The following is a 20931-nucleotide window of genomic DNA, read 5'->3' as shown; positions in this document are numbered from 1 at the left end:
TACTGGATTTTATTTTCACTTTATGTTTTGCTGCTTATTTTATTTCTTTTTAACGATAGCCATAATTCTATATTCTTATTTTTTGTTGGGTTGTTCTTTCAGAGCTCCTTTGAAAAAATTGCTGAAGATAGTCTGCATATTCGGGAATGAAGGATCCTGCCAATACGATGTTTTATAATTACTGCTTTCTTTGTCAAACTTCACTTTCTCAACATCATTTTCATTACTAAAACGTAATTCAGTAGGATAAAAGTTATTGTAAAGGATGATCTGGTTGTAATCCGGCTCGCTTTTATGTTTTAATTTTACAAATGCCACCTCGTTGTATTCAAGAAAATCCTTCAGTGTTTTTTCAGATCCTTTTTCGAAAGACATATTCAGGATGGTTCTGATATCAAAAAATCTGAATCCGAACAGGGAGAATTCCTTTTCCTGAAGCGCGGCTCCGGTTACTTCAATCTGATCTTTTCGGTCACCTTTTAGTTCTTTGATTGTATTTCTTTTCGTTTTATAATCTTCCGGATTTCCTACGTTTTTAAGTTTTGGGAGCTGTAAAGAGTTACCATAGTCCCATGAAGATGTTTCTTTTTTCTCATTTTTAGGTTCCGTCAGCCTGAAAATCCTGTACTGTTCTACATTGGTACTCTTCAGTTTTTTGGATTTATTATCAAAAATATACGTTACCATTCCATCGGCATAGCTGTTCAGTTTACCGTTTACGGTTACGTAGGCGTTAAAATTTCCTTTGATGAATATATATCGGGCAGGTTTGCTATTTTTGAGGACGATGGTTTCAATTTCCCTGACCTGATCATTAAGCTTGATAACCGGCTGATCAAAGTCAGAATAGGAGAGTGTGGCCACCGGAAAATTATTATACACCAGCTGAAACTTTTCCTGTGCGGGAGATAATGCCTGTTTATCAATTTTCCCTTCAATATCAGAGAATGCCAGTATGTTTCCGTCTTTTCCAAATACTGAAACCCTTGGGAGGGGCTGATTTGTTTTTTCTGAAACAAATGTGACGGTTTGAGCCTGAAGAAAACTGGACAGAAATATAAATAATGAGTAAATGACAAATTTTGTTTTCATAGTAAGCGTATGTTTTACAGATTATTTTAACAATCAGTCTTTTATAATTTTATTTTGTTACATATTTCTGTTTAAGCATTAACAAGGCATAGATATTTTACGATCTCAGCTTTTGTTGGGAAAAATAATGTAATTTTATTTGTATTAATTGTTGAGATCGGTTCACGGCTTTTTGTGATGTGATCCCGCTAATTTCAAACTTAATGAACAGTTTAAAGAAAAGATATCATTACTACCGTTTTTTTCTTAGCACCTGGAAGCTGAGGAAAAATTTTCCATTTTATAATGTGGAATCTCTGGCAGAAACCATAGATGAAATCCGTATTCATAAAAAAAATATCAGCAGATTTGGAGACGGAGAATTTCGTTTGGTACTGAACACTGCTGGCATTGGCTTTCAAAATGGGAGTGAAGAAATGACGAATAGGCTCCGTGAAGTTCTCACCTCAGATTTGCCTAATCATCTCGTTGCTATTCCTGAAACGTTCTCTCTGAGGAATAATCTCAATTGGAGGGTGAAATTTTGGTGGTTGAATTACATCAATACAGTGGGTGTTCAGATTTCGCATCATCTGAACCCGAAGAAAAAATATTCTAATGCTTTTATTACAAGATTTTACTTGGATTACGAAACCAAAAAACACATTCCTGAAATTCTGGTGAAAATAAAAAAGCTTTGGAAAGATCAGGATATTTTGATTGTAGAAGGTGAATATTCAAGATTAGGAGTTGGAAATGACCTTTTTGATGATGTAAAATCTCTACAGCGAATTCTTTGCCCGGCGAAAGATGCCTTTTATTCATACCAGGAAATTTTTTCTGAAATTAAAGCTTTTGGAAGAGATAAACTGGTACTTTTGGCATTAGGTCCTACAGCAACGGTAATGGCTTATGATCTGGCAAAAGAAAACATCTGGACAATAGATATAGGGCATGTAGATTTAGAATATATGTGGTATTTGCAGAATGCTCAGGAAAAAGTACCTGTTGCCGGAAGATTGGTGAATGAAGCTGTTAAAGAACAAATTGTAGAAATACCAGTAGGAGAGAGGGTGAAATATGAAAGTTCCATAATAAAGAGAATGTAGATTATCTTTATTATTTTTTTACAATCCTTGAATTTTCTCATCTTAATAAATAATGTTTTTTTACTTTTAAGAAATCTGAGAAAAGGATATAACAAATAAACAAATGATTAAGAAAAGATTTGATCAAGTAAATCGGCTTGTAAAAGATATTTTAGCTTTTGAGAAGATTAAAAAAAACAAGCCTGAAAATACACAAAAGGCAGTATTAGTTGGTATTAAACATCACTATACCTATCATCGTTTTTTTTATTTACTTCTCAAATTCTATAAACTGGCAGGATACAACGTCTATTATCAGATGGATTTTGCTACATTCAGGAATATACGCAACAAAGAGAAATACCTCAGTATGATTGTGCGGGAAGATAATTTCTTAATTGTGAATAAGAAATATAAACCTGAAAATTACATCGAGATAAAAGATGAAATGTTCAGCCCTGATTATTTTTCCACTTATTTTGAAAAGAATAATAATACGGATTATGTATTTCATGTTCCTATGAGCTTTCATCCTTTAATGTATCATTACGGGTTTTGGAATCACAAGATTGATGTGGGCAAAGCAAGAATTAATGCAATCTTTTGTTATGGTAATTTTGATGCTAAGGCATATCTTGATATTAAAAGAACAGAGTTTTCCGTGGTTCCCAGAACTGAGCTTCTTAGCTTTATGAAAAAGAAATCTCAGTTTACAGCGCTTTCCGGAGTGGGTGAACTTTTAAAAAGGATCAAAGAAGGGAGTCTGGAAAAAAAATATGCCTTTGCCATTAAGGAAGATTTCGAACTTCCCATGGCAGAAGTGAGAGAAACGTTATCTTATTTTAATTTTTACTTCTGCTGCCCTGGAGTTGTAATGCCTTTGTGTCATAATGTAATCGAAGCAATGTCTGTAGGCACTATTCCAATTATTCAGAAAGAGTATGCAGAAGTGATGTATCCTAATTTGGCGGACGGCATAAATGCTGTAATTTTTGATAATCTGGAGCATCTGGAGTCTATTTTACAACATATCTTTGACACACCGGAAATTGAAATCAATAGGATGAGAGAAAATGTATTAAGATACTTTCAGGACTATCTTACTCCGGAAAGTGTAGTAGAGCATCTAAATGAAAGCATAAGGAATAAACAATTAGTTTATTTGCAAGCCGAGTACAGAAGTGTCAAGCTTGTTCGCTAAAGCATTTACTTCAAATTGTCTATAATAAAAAAACAGAACTGTTTTATGCTTATTATTATGAATTCCATAATGTTGATATCCATTGCATGAATAGAGAACGTTGTATTCGCAATAAAAAAGACCGGTCATCATGATGACCGGTCTTTTTTTTATTTTGTTGAGAGTCCTTAGAAAGGATACTCATAAATTTCAGATTCGTGTAAGAATGGGTTTCCTGTAGGGATCAGCTTCAGTTTAGATAAAGCTGAAAGTACAGTAAACATAAATAATCCAATTACGAATAATAAAGCTCCAAGGATCAGGATAAATACTTCAGGAGTGTTCCAGTAAGGTCCTACTGTTCCCGGCATTACCATATTGAAATAATCCAGAATGTGTCCTAAGATTACCACTACAGCCATTGTTGTAACAACTTTATAGTTTCTCTTGATGCTGCTGCTTACTAATACCAATAAAGGTAATAAAAAGTTAACGATCAACATTGGTAAGAACGTTGTGCCGTAGTGCTGGAATCTTCCAAAGAAGTAGTTAACCTCTTCCGGAACGTTCGCATACCAATAAAGCATGAACTGAGCGAACCATGTATACGTCCAAAGCATACTTGTAGCGAAAAGGAAAACTCCTAAATCGTGTAAGTGGTTATCATTGAACTGAGGAAGGAATCCGTTTTTCTTAAGGTATACACTTAGTAAAATGATTACAGCGATACCACTTGAAAGGCAGCTCACCATTGAATACCAGATGTACATAGTAGAGTACCAGTGAGGGTCAATAGACATCAACCAGTCCCAAGCCCATGCAGCAGAAGCAAATCCGAAGAATGCAATATATCCTACAGCCCATCTGTAAAGGAATTGATATTCTACTTTTGATTTTGTCTCATCTACTTTTTTAGACTGAGCTTTCAGTTTCCATGCGAAGAAAGAAGCACCTAATACATAGATGAACGTTCTGATGGCATAGAAAGGAATATTCAGGAATCTTTTCTTTTCAAATAAGATCACATCGAAATGAGCAGAGTTAGGATCTGTCAAATCCGGATCCATCCAGTGGAAAAGGTGTCCTTGGTGGAAGATATTTAAAAGCATTAAAATGATCAAAATAGCTCCTCCGTATGGAATGTAAGAAGCAATAGCTTCCATCACTCTTGTAATAATAATTGGCCAACCTGCATGTGCAGCGTGCTGAATACAGTAGAAGAATAATACTGCACAACTTACTCCGAAGAAAAATACAGCTACAAAATGTATTGCCGCTAATGGCTGGTTGTGAACCTGTAGAGTAGCGTGCTCCAGGTGAGCTGCGTGATCTTGAGGTCCTACCATTTCACTTGAGTGTGTAGGTGCATTATGACCGGAAGCATGAACCGCTTCCATCATTTGTTCAATCTTCTCAGTAGAGATTCCCTTGTTCATAAAGAAACCAATACCGAATAGCACTAAACCTGCAACAAGAAGTATTAAAGAAGTTGATTTTAATTTTGGTGAAAAACTATACATTTCTTTTCTTATTTTTTAGTTTCAGTAGTAGTTTCAGGTTTTGCTTCAGTAGTAGCTGCTGCCGCTGGTGCTGCTGCTCCTTTTTTGAATGCACTCATCACATACATTGCAACTCTCCATCTGTCTCCAGCGTTTAGTTGTCCTGCATAAGATCCCATCGCGTTTCTACCGTTTGTTAATACATAATGAACAGATCCTACAGTAATTTCTCTGTCAGCATAGTTAGGCACTCCAGAGAATGCTCCGCTTTGTACGATAGACCCTTGTCCATCACCTCCTGTTCCGTGGCATGCCGCACAGGTGTGATCAAACAATATTTTTCCTCTTTCAAGATCTTTAGCTGCATTAGCCGGGTTCAGAGGAGATACTGTAAGTTTTTTGGAAGCTTCATACCCTGCGTTGTACTCGTCAACATTCTTAGGTAATAAGCTTTCTTCAAAAACACCGTCTTTATTTTGAGGAACTGATCCTTCTACCGGAGAAAGACCTGTTGCACCATTATTTTTAACAAAAGCAGGAATTTCATTTTCATGATCAGAATAAGCGTCCTGAGCTTTCATCAATGGATCATAAGCTACCGGAAAATACATATCCGGGAAATACACCAGCGGAGTGTTCTCCTTTGGTCCGCAAGAGTTAAGTAAAACTGTTGTTAAACCTAAAACTGCTGTAATTTTTAATACATTCTTTTTCATTTTAAGCATCTTTAACAGTTATTTCTTCAACTCCAGTTTCAATAAGCAACTGTTTTACAGATTCTACATCTTCAGTTACAAATTCCATCATGAATTTATCATCAGTAGTTCTTGGGTCAGGGTTCTGAGCTGGTGCTCCTGGATACATTTTGTTTCTAACCAAGAAAGTTAAAGACATCATGTGAGCTGCGCAGAATACCATTAATTCAAACATCGGAACTACGAATGCCGGCATGTTGTGTGCCCAGTCAAAGGCAGGCTTACCACCAATGTTCTGCGGCCAGTCATGATTCATTACATACCAGGTTAAAGTAGCACCAATAGTTACTCCATAAAGAGCATATAAGAATGCAGCATCAGAAATTCTGGTTTTCTTTAACCCTAAAGCTTTGTCTAGCCCGTGAACCGGAAACGGAGTATAAACTTCGTTTATCGCGATTCCTTTATCGTTGAATGCTTTAACGCCGTTCATTAAATCGTCGTCGTCAGCATAAAGTCCGTATACAATTTTAGTGGTGCTCATCTCCTTCTTTTGCTTTATAAGTTTCACCTGAGATTTTCAAAATCGATTTTAATTCAGCCTGCGCAATTACAGGGAATGTTCTTGCGTATAATAAGAATAATACAGAGAAGAACCCGATTGTTCCTAAGTATACACCCACATCAATGATCGTTGGTTTAAACATAGTCCATGATCCTGGTAAGTAGTCTCTTGAAAGGTTGATAACGATGATATCAAAACGCTCAAACCACATACCGATGTTGATGATTAATGCAACAATGAATGTCCAGATAATGTTCGTTCTAAGTCTCTTGAACCAGAATGAAGCAGGGATAACAAGGTTACAGATGATCAATGACCAGAATGCCCACCAGTAAGGTCCTACAGCAGCACCCGGAGAAAGATATGTGAAATCTTCAAATCTGGATCCTGAGTACCATCCGATGAAATATTCAGTTGCATAAGCTACAGTTACCATACCACCGGTTAAGATGATTACGATGTTCATAATTTCGATATGATACATTGTAATATACTCTTCTAAGTGACAAACTTTTCTAGCTACCAGCAATAGTGTTTGTACCATTGCAAATCCTGAGAAGATCGCCCCGGCTACGAAGTATGGAGGATAGATCGTAGAGTGCCATCCTTTAATTACCGAAGTTGCGAAGTCAAAGGATACGGTAGTGTGTACTGAGAATACAAGTGGAGTAGCCAAACCTGCAAGAACCAAAGAAAGTTCTTCGAATCTTTGCCAGTGCTTTGCTTTACCACCCCAACCGAATGCTAGGAATGTATAAATTTTCTTAGTCCAAGGAGTTTTAGCTCTATCTCTGATCATTGCAAAGTCAGGGATTAGTCCCATGAACCAGAATACAGTTGATACTGAGAAATACGTGGAGATCGCAAATACGTCCCAAAGTAGAGGAGAGTTGAAGTTCCCCCAAAGAGAACCGAATTGGTTTGGTAAAGGGAATACCCAGTATCCAACCCAAACTCTACCCATGTGAATTACAGGGAAGATTGCTGCCTGTACAACCGCAAAGATCGTCATCGCCTCTGCAGATCTGTTTACAGACATTCTCCATCTCTGTCTAAATAATAATAATACTGCTGAGATTAGGGTCCCGGCGTGACCGATACCTACCCACCATACGAAGTTGGTAATATCCCAACCCCAGTTAATAGTTCTGTTAAGCCCCCATGCTCCAATACCTGTCCCGATAGTGTAAGCGATACAGCCGAATCCATAGAGGAATAGAACTAGTGCAGCATATAATGAGATCCACCATAATTTACCTGCTCTTTCTTCGATAGGTCGTGCAATATCTTCTGTGATATCGTGATAAGTTTTGTGACCAATAATTAGAGGTTCCCTTATCGGAGCTTCGTAATGTCCTGACATTTTTTACCTATTTATTATTTAAACTTTATTTTTCTACTCTGTTTCTTACTTTAGTGTGATAGAACACGTTTGGTTTTGTGCCGATCTCCTCTAGTAAATAATATCTTCTGTTAGAGGCGTACTGCTCTCTGATTGAAGAATCTTTATCATTCATGTCTCCAAATGTCATTGCACCAGTAGAACAAGCTTTAGAACAAGCAGTCTGGAATTCTCCATCCTTCACTTTTCTTCCTTCTTTCTTAGCCTCAAGAATAGTATTCTGAGTCATTTGGATACACATTGAACATTTCTCCATTACCCCTCTAGTTCTTACAACTACGTCAGGGTTAAGTACCATTCTTCCTAAATCATTGTTCATGTTGAAATCGAACTTGTCATTTAGGTTATAAGTAAACCAGTTGAAACGTCTTACTTTGTACGGACAGTTGTTTGCACAATATCTGGTACCGATACATCTGTTGTAAGCCATATGGTTTTGACCTTGCTTACCATGTGAAGTAGCCGCTACCGGACATACTGTTTCACAAGGAGCGTGGTTACAGTGCTGACACATTACCGGCTGGAAGATTACATCCGGATTATCAGCAGGGTGATTTAATGCACCTCCTTCTTTGTTGAATGCAGTACCGTATAATTCTGGTACAGCCAATCCGTCTTTTAACCCTTCATATACTTCTACAGTTTGTCTTGAAGAATAGTAACGGTCAATTCTTAACCAGTACATATCTCTAGACATTCTTACTTCCTCCTTACCCACTACAGGAACGTTGTTCTCTGCCTGGCAGGCAATAATACATGCTCCACAACCTGTACAGGAGTTCAGGTCAATAGATAAATTGAAGTGAGGTCCGTCTGTATCATCAAACGCATCCCAAAGGTCAATTTTTCTTGCCGGAAGAGCTCCGCTGATCGTGTGATACTCCAAAGGTTTGTTCCATCCCTTGTGTTCATCATCAAAAGGAACATTGATGAATTCAGCCAAAGGAACTTCTTTAGCGATTTCATAACGGCCCATTAATGTATTTTGAAGCTGAATCCCTGCGAATTCGTGGTCTTCTCCTGTTTTCTCGATTTTAACACCGGAAAGAACAAGGTTTGAACCGTCAAATAAAGGATAAGCATTTACACCTGTATCTGCAGTGGCTCCTGAGTTTTTCTTACCATATCCAAGCGCAAGACCTACAGATCCTTCAGCTTGTCCCGGCTGTACAAATACAGGAACGTTTTCTATTTTAACTCCGTTTACAGTAAGGTTTACAATAGAACCATCTAACTGCATTCTCGCGTTAAGATCGTTGTCAATTGCAAATTTCTCTGCATCTTTTGGAGAAATCGTCAGGTAGTTATCCCAAGACATTCTTGTGATTGGGTCAGGTAATTCCTGTAACCAAGGATTGTTCGCCTGAGTACCATCTCCCATAGAAGTCTTAGTATAAAGTACTAATTCTAATTCAGAAGGCTTGAAGTTTCCTAGTTCAGCAACAGCCTGAGCTGCGTTTCCACCTGCATAAGATAAAGTTGTTGCATTGGTAGAAGCGTTGATCCCGTTATACAATGCTTTGTTGAATGAAGTACCACCTAATAAAGAAGCAGAGTTTGCTTTTAAATAATCGTAGTAGTTGTTTGCGGCATTGTTTTTACCATTTTTCCAAACCAGCAAAGATTCTTCAATCTGTCTTGATTTGTAGATTTTCTGGATGGTAGGCTGCATTAATGAATATACTCCTGTCTGTGGCTCGATATCTCCCCAAGATTCCAGCCAGTTTGCTACCGGAATAACAGCTTTTGCTGCTTTGTACATTTCATTTTTCTTATCAGCAACAGCAACTACGTAAGGTACTTTTGATAAAGATTTTTTGAAATCTTCTCCTTTTGGATGAGAGTAGATCGGGTCTACATTGTTGGTAATTAATACACCAACCTGCCCACCGTTTACCCATCCAAGGAATTCCTGGTATCTTGCACCGTTAAATTCTTTCAGGAAGTTTGCTTTACCTGTGAAAGCTAATGAACCCAGTTTTTGGTTGATTAAGTGTGCTAAAACCTGAGCTCCTTTAGAACCGTCAGCAAAAACAACAGCTTTGCTTCCTTTTGCTTTCAATTCATTAGCAATTTCAGTTGCTGTCTTGTCAGAAGTACCGCCACCTACGATTGCGTTGTAAACTTCAACTAAAGTTTTGTTTACTGCACTTGGTTTTAATCTGTATCTTGAATCGGCATTAGCCCCGGTTAATGACATGTTAGATTCTACCTGAATGTGTCTCAACATGTTTGGCCCTGGCTTTCTTGCTGCCGCATAAGAAGTTTCTAAGCTTGAAGCATTATAATCTCCTAGGAAATCCGCCTGGAAAGAAACAACCAGTTCAGATCCTTTAAGATCATAAACAGGGAGTGCTCTTTGTCCGAATACTTCCTGAGCTGCATCCAATCCTGCAGAGTAAGGAAACGCATCGTACGTTACTAATTCTGCTGTAGGATATTTTGCTTGAAATTCACCGAATAACTTTTTGAAAGTTGGCGAAGCAAAAGAATGTGATAAAAGTACAATCTTTTTACCTGATGCTTTAGCTTCTTCCAAACCTTTAATAACGAAACTGTCTACTTTGTCAAAAGTTTCATCTTTGCCGTCTAGTTTAGGCTGTTTTACTTTATCATTATCATATAAAGAAAGTACACTTGCCTGAGCTCTTGCGCTAGTTTTACCTAAATCACCACCAGCCGGGTTCGGTTCAATTTTGATAGGTCTACCTTCACGGGTCTTTACCAAAACGCTGGCAAAGTCGAAACCATCAAAATATGTTGAAGCGTAATAGTTAGGGATTCCCGGAATAATATCATGTGGTTTTACCACGTAAGGAATCGTTTTGATTACCGGAGCCTCGCAGGCAGCTAATGTAACTGCTGCTGTGGAGAATCCTAATAATTTAAGGAAATCTCTTCTTGAAGTACTTGATCCGTTCTTCTCAGCATCTCCAAGGAAATCTTCTACCGGAATTTCTTCCTGAAACTCTTTAAGAGCCAGCTTTCCATTTAAAGCTGGGTCTTTAAGTTCATGAATACTTCTGAATTGTATTTTGTTTGAAGCCATTTTATACTTCTAATTTTTTAGTTATTAATAATGACATTTACCACACTCAAGACCTCCAATTGCATCTACAGTGATCTTACCTCCATCTTGTGGATATTGTTTTTTCAACTTGTCATGTAGATTTTTGAAGTACTCTTTATTATAACCGTTGTTCATATCAACTTCAGTCGTTCTGTGGCACTCGATACACCATCCCATAGTAAAGTCGTTAGCCATCTGAACAACATTCATGGTATCAATTTTACCGTGGCAAGCTTTACATACAACATCAATTTTGTTGTTAGGATTCTTTTTGTTGAAAGAATTGATGATTGCCTGCTCCCCAGCAATTACGTGCTGAGAGTGGTTGAAGTAAACGAAGTCTGGCATGTTGTGGATTCTTGTCCATTCAACCGGCTGTGTTTTTCCTGTGTACTGTTGTTTTGCAGGATCCCAACCTGTTGCAGCGTAGATCTTCTGGATTTCTCCGTCATAGAATGCCTTATCTTTTCCAGGCTCCATGTAGTGATCTGCGTTGTATTCGGAAATTGTTCTGTGGCAGTTCATACAAACGTTCATAGAAGGAATTTCAGATACTTTTCCGTATTTAGCACTGGAGTGACATAACTGACAGTCAATTTTCTGTTCTCCAGCGTGGATTTTGTGTGAGAAGTAGATAGGCTGCTCAGGTTTGTACCCCTTGTAAACCCCGATCCACATTAGCCAGTTCCATACTCCGTAAGCGGCCAGAATAGCAAGAATTGCCAGTAAACCTTTACCAATGTAGTGGAACTTTTCATACATTTCACTGAATGAACGAACTCTTGTTTCATTCAATCCTGCTAATTCTTCAGACTGACCTAGTGTTACCAATTGTCTTAGTTTAACCAAGATCCAAACCAGTAAACCTGCGATCGCTAAAAGTGAAATGATAACAACGTTTGTAGTTGTTTTGTCTGCAGGTGCTGCAGTAGTAGAACCAGCGTCAGCTGTTGCTTTTGCATCATCTTTCTTTGGTTCCGGTTCCGGAGGATTAGTTGTGAAAGCTAAAATGTCGTCAATATCCTTATCTGTAAGATTAGGAAAGACCTGCATTTCAGTCTTGTTAAACTTTTCAAAAATCTCATTGGCGTATTTATCCCCGGAAGCCCTTAGAGCTTTGTTGTCTTTGATCCACTTGTGAAGCCAATCTTTGTCTACACCACCTTCTGTCTTTACTCGTTCTACAACCCCCTTTAATGGTGGTCCAACAACTTGTTTGTCCAGCGCGTGACATGCAGTACAATTCGCTTTGAAAAGTTTCTCTCCGTTTTTAGGATCGCCGTCTTGCCCGTAAAATGAAGCACTGGTTGATAGCAATAAGCCTATTGCGATCAACGTTTTTTTATAATGCTTTCTCCAACTAATCATTTAAATTATCTTATGTTAGTAAATTATTGAACATTCAATCAATTCCGCAAAAATAATATTTTTAACAGGAATTTAACGGTATATCGAAAAGGGAAAATATCATTTACGTTTAATTTGTATTGATTCTAAATAACTAGTTTGGTATAGTTTTTTAATTTGTATAAATTTGCGCAAACAAGTTTAAATGAGAAATTTGATTAAAATATTTTCGATATTATCACTATTCGGTTTTTATAGTGTTGGAGCCCAGCAAGTTGTTAAAAAAGATACCCTTTCCGGAACAGAGCTTGTTATGACGATGGATTCTAAAATAAGTGCTGCTTTGGAGGGAATTGAAGGAAAGTGTGCTAAGGTTACTCCATCCAATTCTGCTAAAGATTTCAGTTCTGGTGATAGCGGAATTTCTACAGGGATTACGACAAGACCTCCTAAAATCTATGTTCCGAACAGAGAACTTACGAATGCTGAAATCTGTAAGAAAAATCCTAGAATTTTAGGATTCAAAATCCAGATTACAACCGTAAAAAGTAATGAAGAAGCTAACGAAGTAAAATCCTATTTCAGAAAGAGATTTCCTAACCTGAAAGTGGAAACAGATGCTTCTTTAAGACCTAATTATAAAATTTTGGCAGGAAGTTATTTCACCAAGCAAAGTGCGGCAAGCGATCTTTCAAAAATCAGAGAATATTTTAAATCTGCAGTTGCAGTACAATATAGAATTTTCTGTGCAGAAGCTAAATAGAAAAGATTTTAGTCAAAATAAAAATAAAAAAGCTGAGAAATTTCTCAGCTTTTTTATTGGTAATAGGTTTCCATAAACGAGAAAAATTCTGTCATCCGGAACACATTATTGATGATTAAATAAATGGAAAAAAATGCAAGTGCTACTGTTAAAAATGACATCACTTTAGGGGATGATCTGTAAGCGTAAAAAAGCCATCCCAATAAAAGGGGATATACGAAAACAAAATGTCCACCGTAGATATAAGAGGTGTGAAGCCCGAACCTCATCACACAATGAATAATCATATCAACAGAAAATGAGATCGCAATTACCTGAACCCATTTGTTTTTGAAATTTTTACAATAACTCCAAAAGAGAAGTATCAATAATAAAGCTGTAAAAAAGTAGGGAAACGGTGATGAATAAAGGTCCATATAAAGTCCTTTGAAATTAAATCCCTTCATATTATGCTTATCCGAAATGATAAAACCAGGGAAAAGAATATTGCCTCCGAAAAAGAATGAGATGATCATATCCCAAGTGGGCATTGATTCTACATTTGAAAATTTTTCATACTGTTGATTGGTCTTGGAAAAGATATTTTGGTATTTAAAATCAATTCTGTTTAAGTAAAGCAACACAAAGCAGATCGAAGCAACAGCGGTTCTAAGCACCGCATTACCGAATTTTTTCCAGTCTCTGAAAACCTTTTTTTCAAAAATAAGAGGGATGAAAACTTTTACAAAATTGGTAATGGTAAGTCCTCCTATAGTAATGCCGGCGAGAGAAAGTGCTGCTGCCGGAATTTTTTCTTCCTGTCTGAGCTTTATTGCGGCATAGTAATTATACAGTGACAATAGAAACAGGGTATAGGTGAAGTTTTCAGGAGTAAATGATAGTATGATATTGGTTGAAAAAGCTCCGAAAAATAGGATCATTATCCAACTTAGCCATAATGGAAGACAGATAATATTTTTCAGATATTTAAAGACCTGAACAATATTTAAGGTGATGATAATGTTACTGAGCCATGCCAGCGTAAGTCTGAAATTCATATCCATTTTTCCACCGGAAATGAGTAATGAAAACTCTCTTATCCAGTTGAAAAAATAGTAAGATAGGGGATGTCTCTCAAAACTGCCTCCAGTCATCAGAATGGATTTATTGTCAAAGCTGAAATAAGCGTCCCACGGAATTCTGCTGTCAAAAATGATTCTGTAATGAATTGCAATATATGAACCTAAAATTCCGTAGCAAATAATAAAAAACAGAAAAACTGCCCATTCAGTATAAGTGGAAGGAAAAATCAGTTTAAAAAAATTGATGATTTTTGTTTTGATAAAAGACACGTCTGGAATTTTTTGCAAAAGTAAAATAAAAAAACCACCAAAAGCTGGTGGTTCATAAAGATTGTATAAACGCGATTATTGTTTGATCACTTTTTCTGTGGTAGACGTTCCGTCTGCGAAGTCTACTTTTAACAGGTAAGTTCCCTTTGGCAGTGAAGAAATATCTGTCTTTCCGGAATCGTTAGTGGTAAGGATCTTTCCGGAAATATCAATAACGGATGTTGATCTGACTTTTTTATCTGTCTTAAGATGTACTTCTCCTTTTGAAGGATTAGGGTAAACTGAAAGATTGTCCGCCTGTGTTTTGGAAATCTCGCTGGTGCCGAGGGTTCCATTGGCTATAACCTGTACGTCATCAATTGAAACAGCATCAGCATCAGCGGCAACGTACTGAAACCTTACTTTTACATTGGCCTGGCCAACATAGCTGCTAAGACTTCTCTGCACTGTAACCGTATTGTAAAAGTCGGTGTCAATATTTCCGTCCCCATCGTCAGTAAAGCTTGTTTCACTGTCTTCATTCCAGAGGGTGGTCCAGCTGGTTCCTCCGTCGGTAGAGATCTGTGCCAGAAGATTGCCTTTGTTCAGGCTGATCATGTATCCCCAGCCTACTTTTACTTTAAAGCTGAAGACTGGAGATGTAGCCCCCACGAGGCTGAATGTAGGGCTTACAAGGCTGGCTGTGTTGGCGCCTGCAATCCAGTCGATAGTAGCAGAATTGGTTCCTGCAATTGTAAATCTTGTTTTTAACTCAATAGAGGTGGCGGTAGTTCCGGAAAAGACATTGCCGGTTAAATCCCATGCTCTTGATGTGTTTGTATTAGATCTGGTCCATCCTGTTGGAGGAAATGTCGTCCCTTCGAAGCTTTCCGAAAGTAATGTCTGGGCATGGCTGTAGAAGCCTGATGCCAAAGCTAAAGAAAATACAACTTTTTTCATATTAAATATTTGTCTAAATGTAGTGAAAATATTTAATATGTTAAAAATATGATAGTTAATAAATGTTTTTGTTATTAATTTACTATGAACTGCATGAAAGTGTAGAACATCCTGCAGTATCATCATATCCAGACGGTCTTTTGCCGGAGAATTCGGAATAGAGCTCCTGATATGGGTTTTCTAATGCTTTAGTCAGTTTTTCCAGCATTTCTCTTTTACCAGTGTTAATCTCTTCAATGCATTCGTAAAGAAGATAATTTCTGAGGATGAATTTTGGATTAGTTTTTTTTATCATCGTTACCGAATCCTCTTTTGAAATAGAGTTTAATGCTAATCTTGCTTCATAGGTTGTGATAAAGTGACTCAATTTTGCCAGCATCTCTTCGTTCAAATGAATATAAGAAACATCTTTAAATTGCTCTTTCAAGTCAGAATCCGGAGCTAAGCTTTCCAATCTGCTGAAAAACAGCGTGTAATCTAACTTGAGTTCCTGCATAAGCCCCTGCCAACTGGTGAAGAAATCTTCATCTCCTTTTCTAAGCTGATCCAGTCCGAATTTTTTGCAAAGCATCTGATCATGGCTTTCCCAGAAATAAGTGCCAAAATTATTTAAAGTGTTTTCTAAAAACTTTTCATCTTTGATTAATGGATGAAGGGCATTGGCCAGCTGCCAAAGATTCCATTGAGCGATCTGTCCCTGTTTTCCGAAAGCATATCTTCTTCCGGGGAGATCTGTCGTATTTGGGGTAAAATTCAGATCATATTCATCCATCATAGAGTAAGGTCCGTAATCAATAGTTAATCCCAGAACAGACATGTTATCTGTATTCATAACGCCATGCACAAAGCCTACTCTGAACCATTCAACCATTAAATCAGCAGTGCGGGTACAGATGTTTTCAAAGAAATCTTTATACTTCAGACTGTCTGTTGATGTGATTTCGGGATAATAGTTTTCAATAGTAAAATCAGCCAGTTCCTGCAGATTGTTGTATTCTCTCTGGGCAGACATCAATTCAAAGTGGCCGAACCGAAGAAAACTTTCAGCTGTTCTGATTACTACGGCTCCTTTTTCAAGCTGTGGATTTCCACTGTACATGATATCACGCATTACATTTTCACCGGTAAAAGCCAGGCTTAATGCTCTTGTTGTAGGAACTCCCAGATGATACATTGCTTCACTCATAAGATATTCCCGTACAGAGGATCTTAATACGGCTCGTCCGTCAGCATGTCTGGAATAGGGAGTGGCTCCGGCTCCTTTCCACTGGATTTCTGTTTTTTTGCCGGCGTCATTAGTAATCTCACCAGCGAGAATTGCTCTTCCGTCTCCCAGCTGTCCTGCCCAGTTTCCGAACTGATGTCCCGCATACGCTGTAGCATACGTCTGAATATTTTCCGGAAGGTTATTTCCTACCAGAAAGTCCAGGTCTTTCTCTTGAAATTTTCCCAATCCTATTTCCTCAGATAAGACTTCGTTAAAAGCTATTAATTCGGGCTTATCAAAGCCGGCCGGTTTAATGGTGGCAAATAGAACCTTCGGTGTATTTCTCTGCATAGGGTTGTTAGAGAAATCACCTGGAAAGTTCTCGATAAAAGGCTGTCTGATGCGTTCGATATTCATACATCAAAGGTATTAATTATAAAAGAAAAGACCTTTCAATAATTTGAAAGGTCTTGTATATTTCTAAAAGAGAAATTATTTATTGAAATCTACTTCATCATTGGAATGAAGGTTTTCATTAATGTTGTCCTCTTTCTTTTCTGTTGATTTTTTAGGAGTCGGGTCTACCGGCCTTGGATTTTTGATTTCATCAATAGTCTGAAGACTACCGTCATCTCCATATCCGCCGCTCAGGCCTTTAAGGTTGGCGCAGCCGTCTTTCCAGTCTGAAGGCTTGATAAATTTATCATCAGGAGTTACTCCGAGGGTTTTATCTGCCCATACTTTCTTCATGAAAATAGCCCAGATTGGCAATGCCATTTTTGCTCCCTGACCCTCACCTGTTCCATAGAAGTGGGTTGCTCTGTCTTCCCATCCAACCCACGCTCCGGTTGCTAGTTTAGGAGTAATTCCCATAAACCATCCATCGGAGTTATTCTGAGTTGTCCCTGTTTTAGCAGCAATTTCAACTGCTTTTGAGATTCCTCTTCTTCCTAATTCTCCGGAGGCGGTTCCGAATTGTGCTACCCCTTTCATTAGTTCAATCATGGTGTATGCATACATTGGATTCATTACCTCTTTCGGCTCTACGTTCACTTCCTTGATTACTCTACCGTTGGCATCTTCAATTCTCCAGATCATCTCCGGCTTGTTGTAGTTACCATAATTAGCAAAAGTACTGTAAGCTCCTAACATTTCATAAATTGTAATGTCTGACGAACCTAAGGCGATTGTATTGTTTCTTGGAATATCTTCTGTTACCCCCAGATCTCTTGCGGTCTGGATTACAGCATCTACACCTGTCATCTCAATAAGTCTTGCGGCAACGGGGTTTTGGGAGTGTGCCAAAGCATCTTTTAAAGTAAGCATTCCGCCTCTTCCAGGAACATGCCATCCATTGTGATCATAAGTTCCGTTAGAAACCGCTGAACAAGGCGTCATTCCAAGTTTCATAATCGCAGTTGCGTATACGAAAGGCTTGAATGTAGATCCTACCTGTCTTTTCCCCTGCTTGATATGGTCATACTGGAAGTGCTGCCAGTCTATACCACCTACCCATGCTTTGATTTCTCCTGTTCCCGGAACCATAGACATCAAACCTGCCTGTGCGATCTGTTTGTGATATCTGATAGAGTCCCACGGAGACATTTCTATCTCTTCTTCTCCGTTCCATGTGAATCTTGAAGTTTTGATAGGTTTCTTGAATTCCATCATGATAGAATCATCAGGCATACCGTCAGCTTTCAACATCTTGTATCTTCCGGTTCTTTTCATAGCCTGAACCATCACATCATTGATTTGTTTATCGTTCAGATAGTAGAAAGGTCTGTTCTTTCTTCCTCTTTGTTCTGCATCAAATCTTTTCTGAAGATCTGTTAAATGCTCCTTGATTGCCTCTTCTGCATATTTCTGCATTTTGGAATCAAGGGTAACGTATATTTTTAAACCGTCTTTGTAAAGGTTTAGTTTTTTGCCGGTTTCTTTTTCGTGAGTTTCAAGATATTTATCAATCTCTTTTCTCAGATAAAACTTGTAATAGGCAGAATAATCATCGTTAATATTTTTAATTGGATGATAATCTAATGCAATAGGTGTGGCAACAGCTTTGTCAAACGTAGCCTGGTCTATATAGCCTGTTTTCAGCATTTGATCCAAAACAACATCTCTTCTCGCTTTTGCTCTTTCCGGATTTCTCATCGGGTTGTTTTTTACCGGATTTTCAAGCATCGCAACAAACATGGTTGCTTCTGGTAAAGTAAGCTCTGAGGTCTTCTTGTTAAAGTATATTTTGGAAGCCATTTCAATTCCGTTGGCATTGTATAGAAAGTCAAACTTATTGAAATACAATGTTACAATTTCTTCTTTGGTATATCTCTTTTCAAGACTTACAGCCACTACCCATTCTTTCAGCTTTTGAAAAACAGCCTTAATTTTATTGTCTGCTCTTTTCCCTGTGAAAAGTAATTTTGCCAGCTGCTGGGTGATGGTAGATCCTCCACCTCGGCCTCCGCCAAAAACTACTGCTCTGGCAACAGACTGAAGGTCAATTCCTGAATGTTCCTTGAAACGCTCATCTTCTTTAGCCTGAAGCGCATAGATAAGGAAAGGAGGAAGGTCCTTATAAACGATAGGCTGTGTTTTCTCTTTTTCGAATTTTCCTAAAGTAACTCCGTCTGAAGAAATGATTTCTGAAGCAACAAAGATGTTAGGATTTTCAAGTTCTTTTACATCAGGCATTTCCCCAAGAAATCCTTGAGAAACCGCAAAGAAAAGTCCTGAAATTCCCAGAACTACTGCAACAAGTCCGATCCAAATGAACGAGACCCATTTTCTCCAGGAGGTATCTTTCTTTTTTTTGGGAGGCAGAGGAAATGTTTTCCCCTTATTTCCTGCATTTTTTTTGTTTTCTTCCATTTATGGTTACGGTTTAGCCGTTTCTATTTTTACCCCAATATCCTCTATTCCCAAAAGGTTGTCATTCCTCATCGCCTGTATCAGCCCGATTTCATATTTTCCTTTTGTGGGAAATTTATAATTTAATTTATACTGAAACAAAGTTTCCTTCGTGTCACCAAACCCTGTACCAAGCCATTCTCCATTAGGTTTTGCCAGTACATAATTCAAAGTGTCAGTTTCTTTTTTCTTGTTCTGGAGATTGGTGAAATTTACAATAAACCTTATATTACTGTAAGGGTAAGTATTGTTGTTTCTTACGACAAATATAATATTTTTAGGATTCTGCGGATCTGAAATTTCAAGATTAAATTTTTGCTCACTTTTCTTATTCCATTTGTTATCAACGGAATTCATGATGACGTCTCCTCCTGAGGAAGAGTTGCAGCTGAAGAAAAGGATAAGTGACAGTAATCCTAAAATTTTATGCATTATTATCTTTTTTTGGAGGATATTTTTTCTTGAATTTCTTTTTGTTTGGATTGTTTTGCGGCTTGCTTCCAGCATCAGCATTTCCTTCCGCTTTTTCCACCTGCGGTTTTGGCTGTGAATGTTGTTTTTGAGGTCTGGGCTGATTTCCGGATTGGGCATTGGGGTTTGGATTCTCGGATCTGTCCGGTCTTTCCTGTCTTTCAGATCTGTTTCTTTTTTGCCCCTGCGGCTGTCCGTGCTGCCCTTGCTGATTATTATTTTGCTTATTTTGGCTGTTATTTCTATTCCTGTTACCTCTGTTTTTCTTTTCAAAACGATCCACATTGTTTTCCTGAATAAGGTCAATGGTGTGAGTAGAAGTTTCCGGTTGTTTCAGGTCTTCCAGAGGAAGTGTTTTTTCTCCTCTTTTGTTTTTAGAAATCAGCTTTTTAACAAGATCAATGTCAAAGTCATACCATGCCATGGAGCTGTCTACGTAAGCAAACCACATTTTCTTTTTGAAAACATCAATTTTGATACAGAATGCCTTTCCTTTTTCCGTCTCTAATGTAGTAGAAGAAGAAGGGAAATTGCTTAATGCATCAAGATAGCTGTCAAGCTCATAGTTGAGACAACATTTAAGTTTTCCGCATTGTCCTGCCAGTTTCTGGGGATTAATACTCAGCTGCTGATACCTTGCCACGTTCGTGTTTACAGATCTGAAATCCGTAAGCCATGTAGAACAGCAAAGTTCACGTCCGCAAGACCCGATTCCACCTACTTTTGCAGCTTCCTGTCTGAAACCGATCTGCTTCATATCGATCTTCGTACGGAACGCTCCGGCATAATCTTTAATCAGCTGTCTGAAATCTACTCTGTTTTCGGCAGTATAGTAAAAAGTGACTTTTGAGGAGTCACCTTGGTATTCAACATCAGTAACTTTCATTTCCAGCCCTAGTCTCTGAGCAATTTTTCTTGCTTCAAGTTTTACGCTGTCTTCCTTTTTTCTTGCTTCCTGCCATACCTCAAGATCTTTTTGGTTGGCCTGTCTGTATATTTTGAGTGCAGATTCTTCAGAAAACTTTTTCTTTTTCATCTGAATCTTTACTAATTCTCCCGTAAGGCTTACAACGCCTACATCGTGTCCCGGACTTGATTCTACTGTAACTACGCTGCCTATATGTAAAGGAATATTATTTACATTTTTATAAAACGATTTTCTGTCATTTTTAAATCTAACTTCTACAAAATCACACCTGTTCGGTGCCGGATTGTTGATGTTAGAAAGCCAGTCAAAAACACTTAATTTATAACTATTCCCGCAGGTATTTACATTTTCACAGCCATTTGCGGTTTTCTTAGGGCCGCAAGAATGTGCAGAATCGCCGGATGTTTTACATCCACAACTCATATTTTATTTATTTATAATCTGCAAATTTATGTATTTTTATCT

At 37.9% G+C, this 20931-nt stretch carries 16 protein-coding genes; 3 read left to right on the top strand and 13 right to left on the bottom strand.

Translation table 11 applies throughout. The features are described from left to right. Window positions 1–75: 75 nt before the first annotated feature. Window positions 76–1092 carry a hypothetical protein gene (locus BLW74_RS13640; RefSeq protein WP_089693027.1) on the bottom strand — a complete coding sequence of 339 codons (1017 nt, stop codon included), beginning with the start codon at window positions 1090–1092 and terminating at the stop codon, window positions 76–78. 203 nt (window positions 1093–1295) lie between these two features. Here BLW74_RS13640 and BLW74_RS13635 point away from each other — a divergent pair, with 203 nt between their 5' ends. Further along, window positions 1296–2180, top strand: coding sequence for a GT-D fold domain-containing glycosyltransferase (locus tag BLW74_RS13635; RefSeq protein ID WP_089693025.1), 885 nt, complete (start codon window positions 1296–1298; stop codon window positions 2178–2180). A 103-nt stretch (window positions 2181–2283) separates the two neighbouring features. Further along, a complete protein-coding gene (locus BLW74_RS13630; protein WP_089693023.1) occupies window positions 2284–3360 on the top strand; it encodes a glycosyltransferase in 1077 nt (358 codons plus the stop codon). A 167-nt stretch (window positions 3361–3527) separates the two neighbouring features. Here BLW74_RS13630 and BLW74_RS13625 read toward each other — a convergent pair whose 3' ends face one another. The 6 genes from BLW74_RS13625 to BLW74_RS13600 are packed head-to-tail and all read right to left on the bottom strand — an operon-like array spanning window position 3528 to window position 11938. Next, window positions 3528–4859, bottom strand: coding sequence for a quinol:cytochrome C oxidoreductase (locus tag BLW74_RS13625; RefSeq protein WP_089693021.1), 1332 nt, complete (start codon window positions 4857–4859; stop codon window positions 3528–3530). An 8-nt stretch (window positions 4860–4867) separates the two neighbouring features. Then, the gene (locus BLW74_RS13620; RefSeq protein WP_089693019.1) at window positions 4868–5563 is read right to left on the bottom strand and encodes a c-type cytochrome; all 696 of its coding nucleotides are present in this window, start codon (window positions 5561–5563) and stop codon (window positions 4868–4870) included. Then, the gene (locus BLW74_RS13615; RefSeq protein WP_089693017.1) at window positions 5556–6077 is read right to left on the bottom strand and encodes a DUF3341 domain-containing protein; all 522 of its coding nucleotides are present in this window, start codon (window positions 6075–6077) and stop codon (window positions 5556–5558) included. Before BLW74_RS13615 ends, BLW74_RS13620 begins: the two co-directional genes overlap by 8 nt. Then, on the bottom strand, window positions 6064–7461 hold the full coding sequence (nrfD, locus tag BLW74_RS13610; protein WP_034691792.1) for an NrfD/PsrC family molybdoenzyme membrane anchor subunit: 1398 nt from the start codon (window positions 7459–7461) through the stop codon (window positions 6064–6066). The genes BLW74_RS13615 and nrfD overlap by 14 nt, the downstream gene beginning before the upstream one ends. Window positions 7462–7486: 25 nt before the next feature. After that, entirely contained in the window at window positions 7487–10549 is a 3063-nt protein-coding gene (locus BLW74_RS13605) for a TAT-variant-translocated molybdopterin oxidoreductase (protein WP_089693015.1), read from the bottom strand. A gap of 24 nt (window positions 10550–10573) precedes the next feature. Beyond that, window positions 10574–11938 carry a c-type cytochrome gene (locus BLW74_RS13600; RefSeq protein ID WP_089693012.1) on the bottom strand — a complete coding sequence of 455 codons (1365 nt, stop codon included), beginning with the start codon at window positions 11936–11938 and terminating at the stop codon, window positions 10574–10576. A gap of 184 nt (window positions 11939–12122) precedes the next feature. Between BLW74_RS13600 and BLW74_RS13595 the strand changes: the two genes are divergently transcribed. Further along, on the top strand, window positions 12123–12680 hold the full coding sequence (locus BLW74_RS13595; RefSeq protein ID WP_089693010.1) for a sporulation protein: 558 nt from the start codon (window positions 12123–12125) through the stop codon (window positions 12678–12680). Window positions 12681–12733: 53 nt separating this feature from the next. Here BLW74_RS13595 and BLW74_RS13590 read toward each other — a convergent pair whose 3' ends face one another. The 6 genes from BLW74_RS13590 to BLW74_RS13565 all read right to left on the bottom strand — a co-directional run bounded on the left by BLW74_RS13590 (window position 12734) and on the right by BLW74_RS13565 (window position 20889). Next, on the bottom strand, window positions 12734–14011 hold the full coding sequence (locus BLW74_RS13590; RefSeq protein WP_228424906.1) for a DUF6080 domain-containing protein: 1278 nt from the start codon (window positions 14009–14011) through the stop codon (window positions 12734–12736). A 75-nt stretch (window positions 14012–14086) separates the two neighbouring features. Continuing rightward, window positions 14087–14950: a T9SS type A sorting domain-containing protein gene (locus BLW74_RS13585; protein ID WP_167358428.1), complete on the bottom strand. Its 864-nt coding sequence runs from the start codon at window positions 14948–14950 to the stop codon at window positions 14087–14089. A gap of 82 nt (window positions 14951–15032) precedes the next feature. Further along, entirely contained in the window at window positions 15033–16574 is a 1542-nt protein-coding gene (locus BLW74_RS13580) for a protein adenylyltransferase SelO (protein ID WP_089693007.1), read from the bottom strand. 75 nt (window positions 16575–16649) lie between these two features. Then, window positions 16650–19028 carry a transglycosylase domain-containing protein gene (locus tag BLW74_RS13575; RefSeq protein WP_089693005.1) on the bottom strand — a complete coding sequence of 793 codons (2379 nt, stop codon included), beginning with the start codon at window positions 19026–19028 and terminating at the stop codon, window positions 16650–16652. 6 nt (window positions 19029–19034) lie between these two features. Next, window positions 19035–19499 carry a gliding motility lipoprotein GldH gene (locus BLW74_RS13570; RefSeq protein ID WP_089693003.1) on the bottom strand — a complete coding sequence of 155 codons (465 nt, stop codon included), beginning with the start codon at window positions 19497–19499 and terminating at the stop codon, window positions 19035–19037. Next, window positions 19492–20889 (bottom strand): PSP1 domain-containing protein, encoded by a 1398-nt coding sequence (locus tag BLW74_RS13565; RefSeq protein ID WP_089693000.1) that lies wholly within the window; start codon window positions 20887–20889, stop codon window positions 19492–19494. The genes BLW74_RS13570 and BLW74_RS13565 overlap by 8 nt, the downstream gene beginning before the upstream one ends. Window positions 20890–20931: the final 42 nt, after the last annotated feature.

The organism is Chryseobacterium culicis (assembly GCF_900108365.1).
Taxonomy (GTDB): Bacteria; Bacteroidota; Bacteroidia; order Flavobacteriales; family Weeksellaceae; genus Chryseobacterium; species Chryseobacterium culicis.
This window is presented reverse-complemented; position numbering and strand designations above follow the sequence as displayed.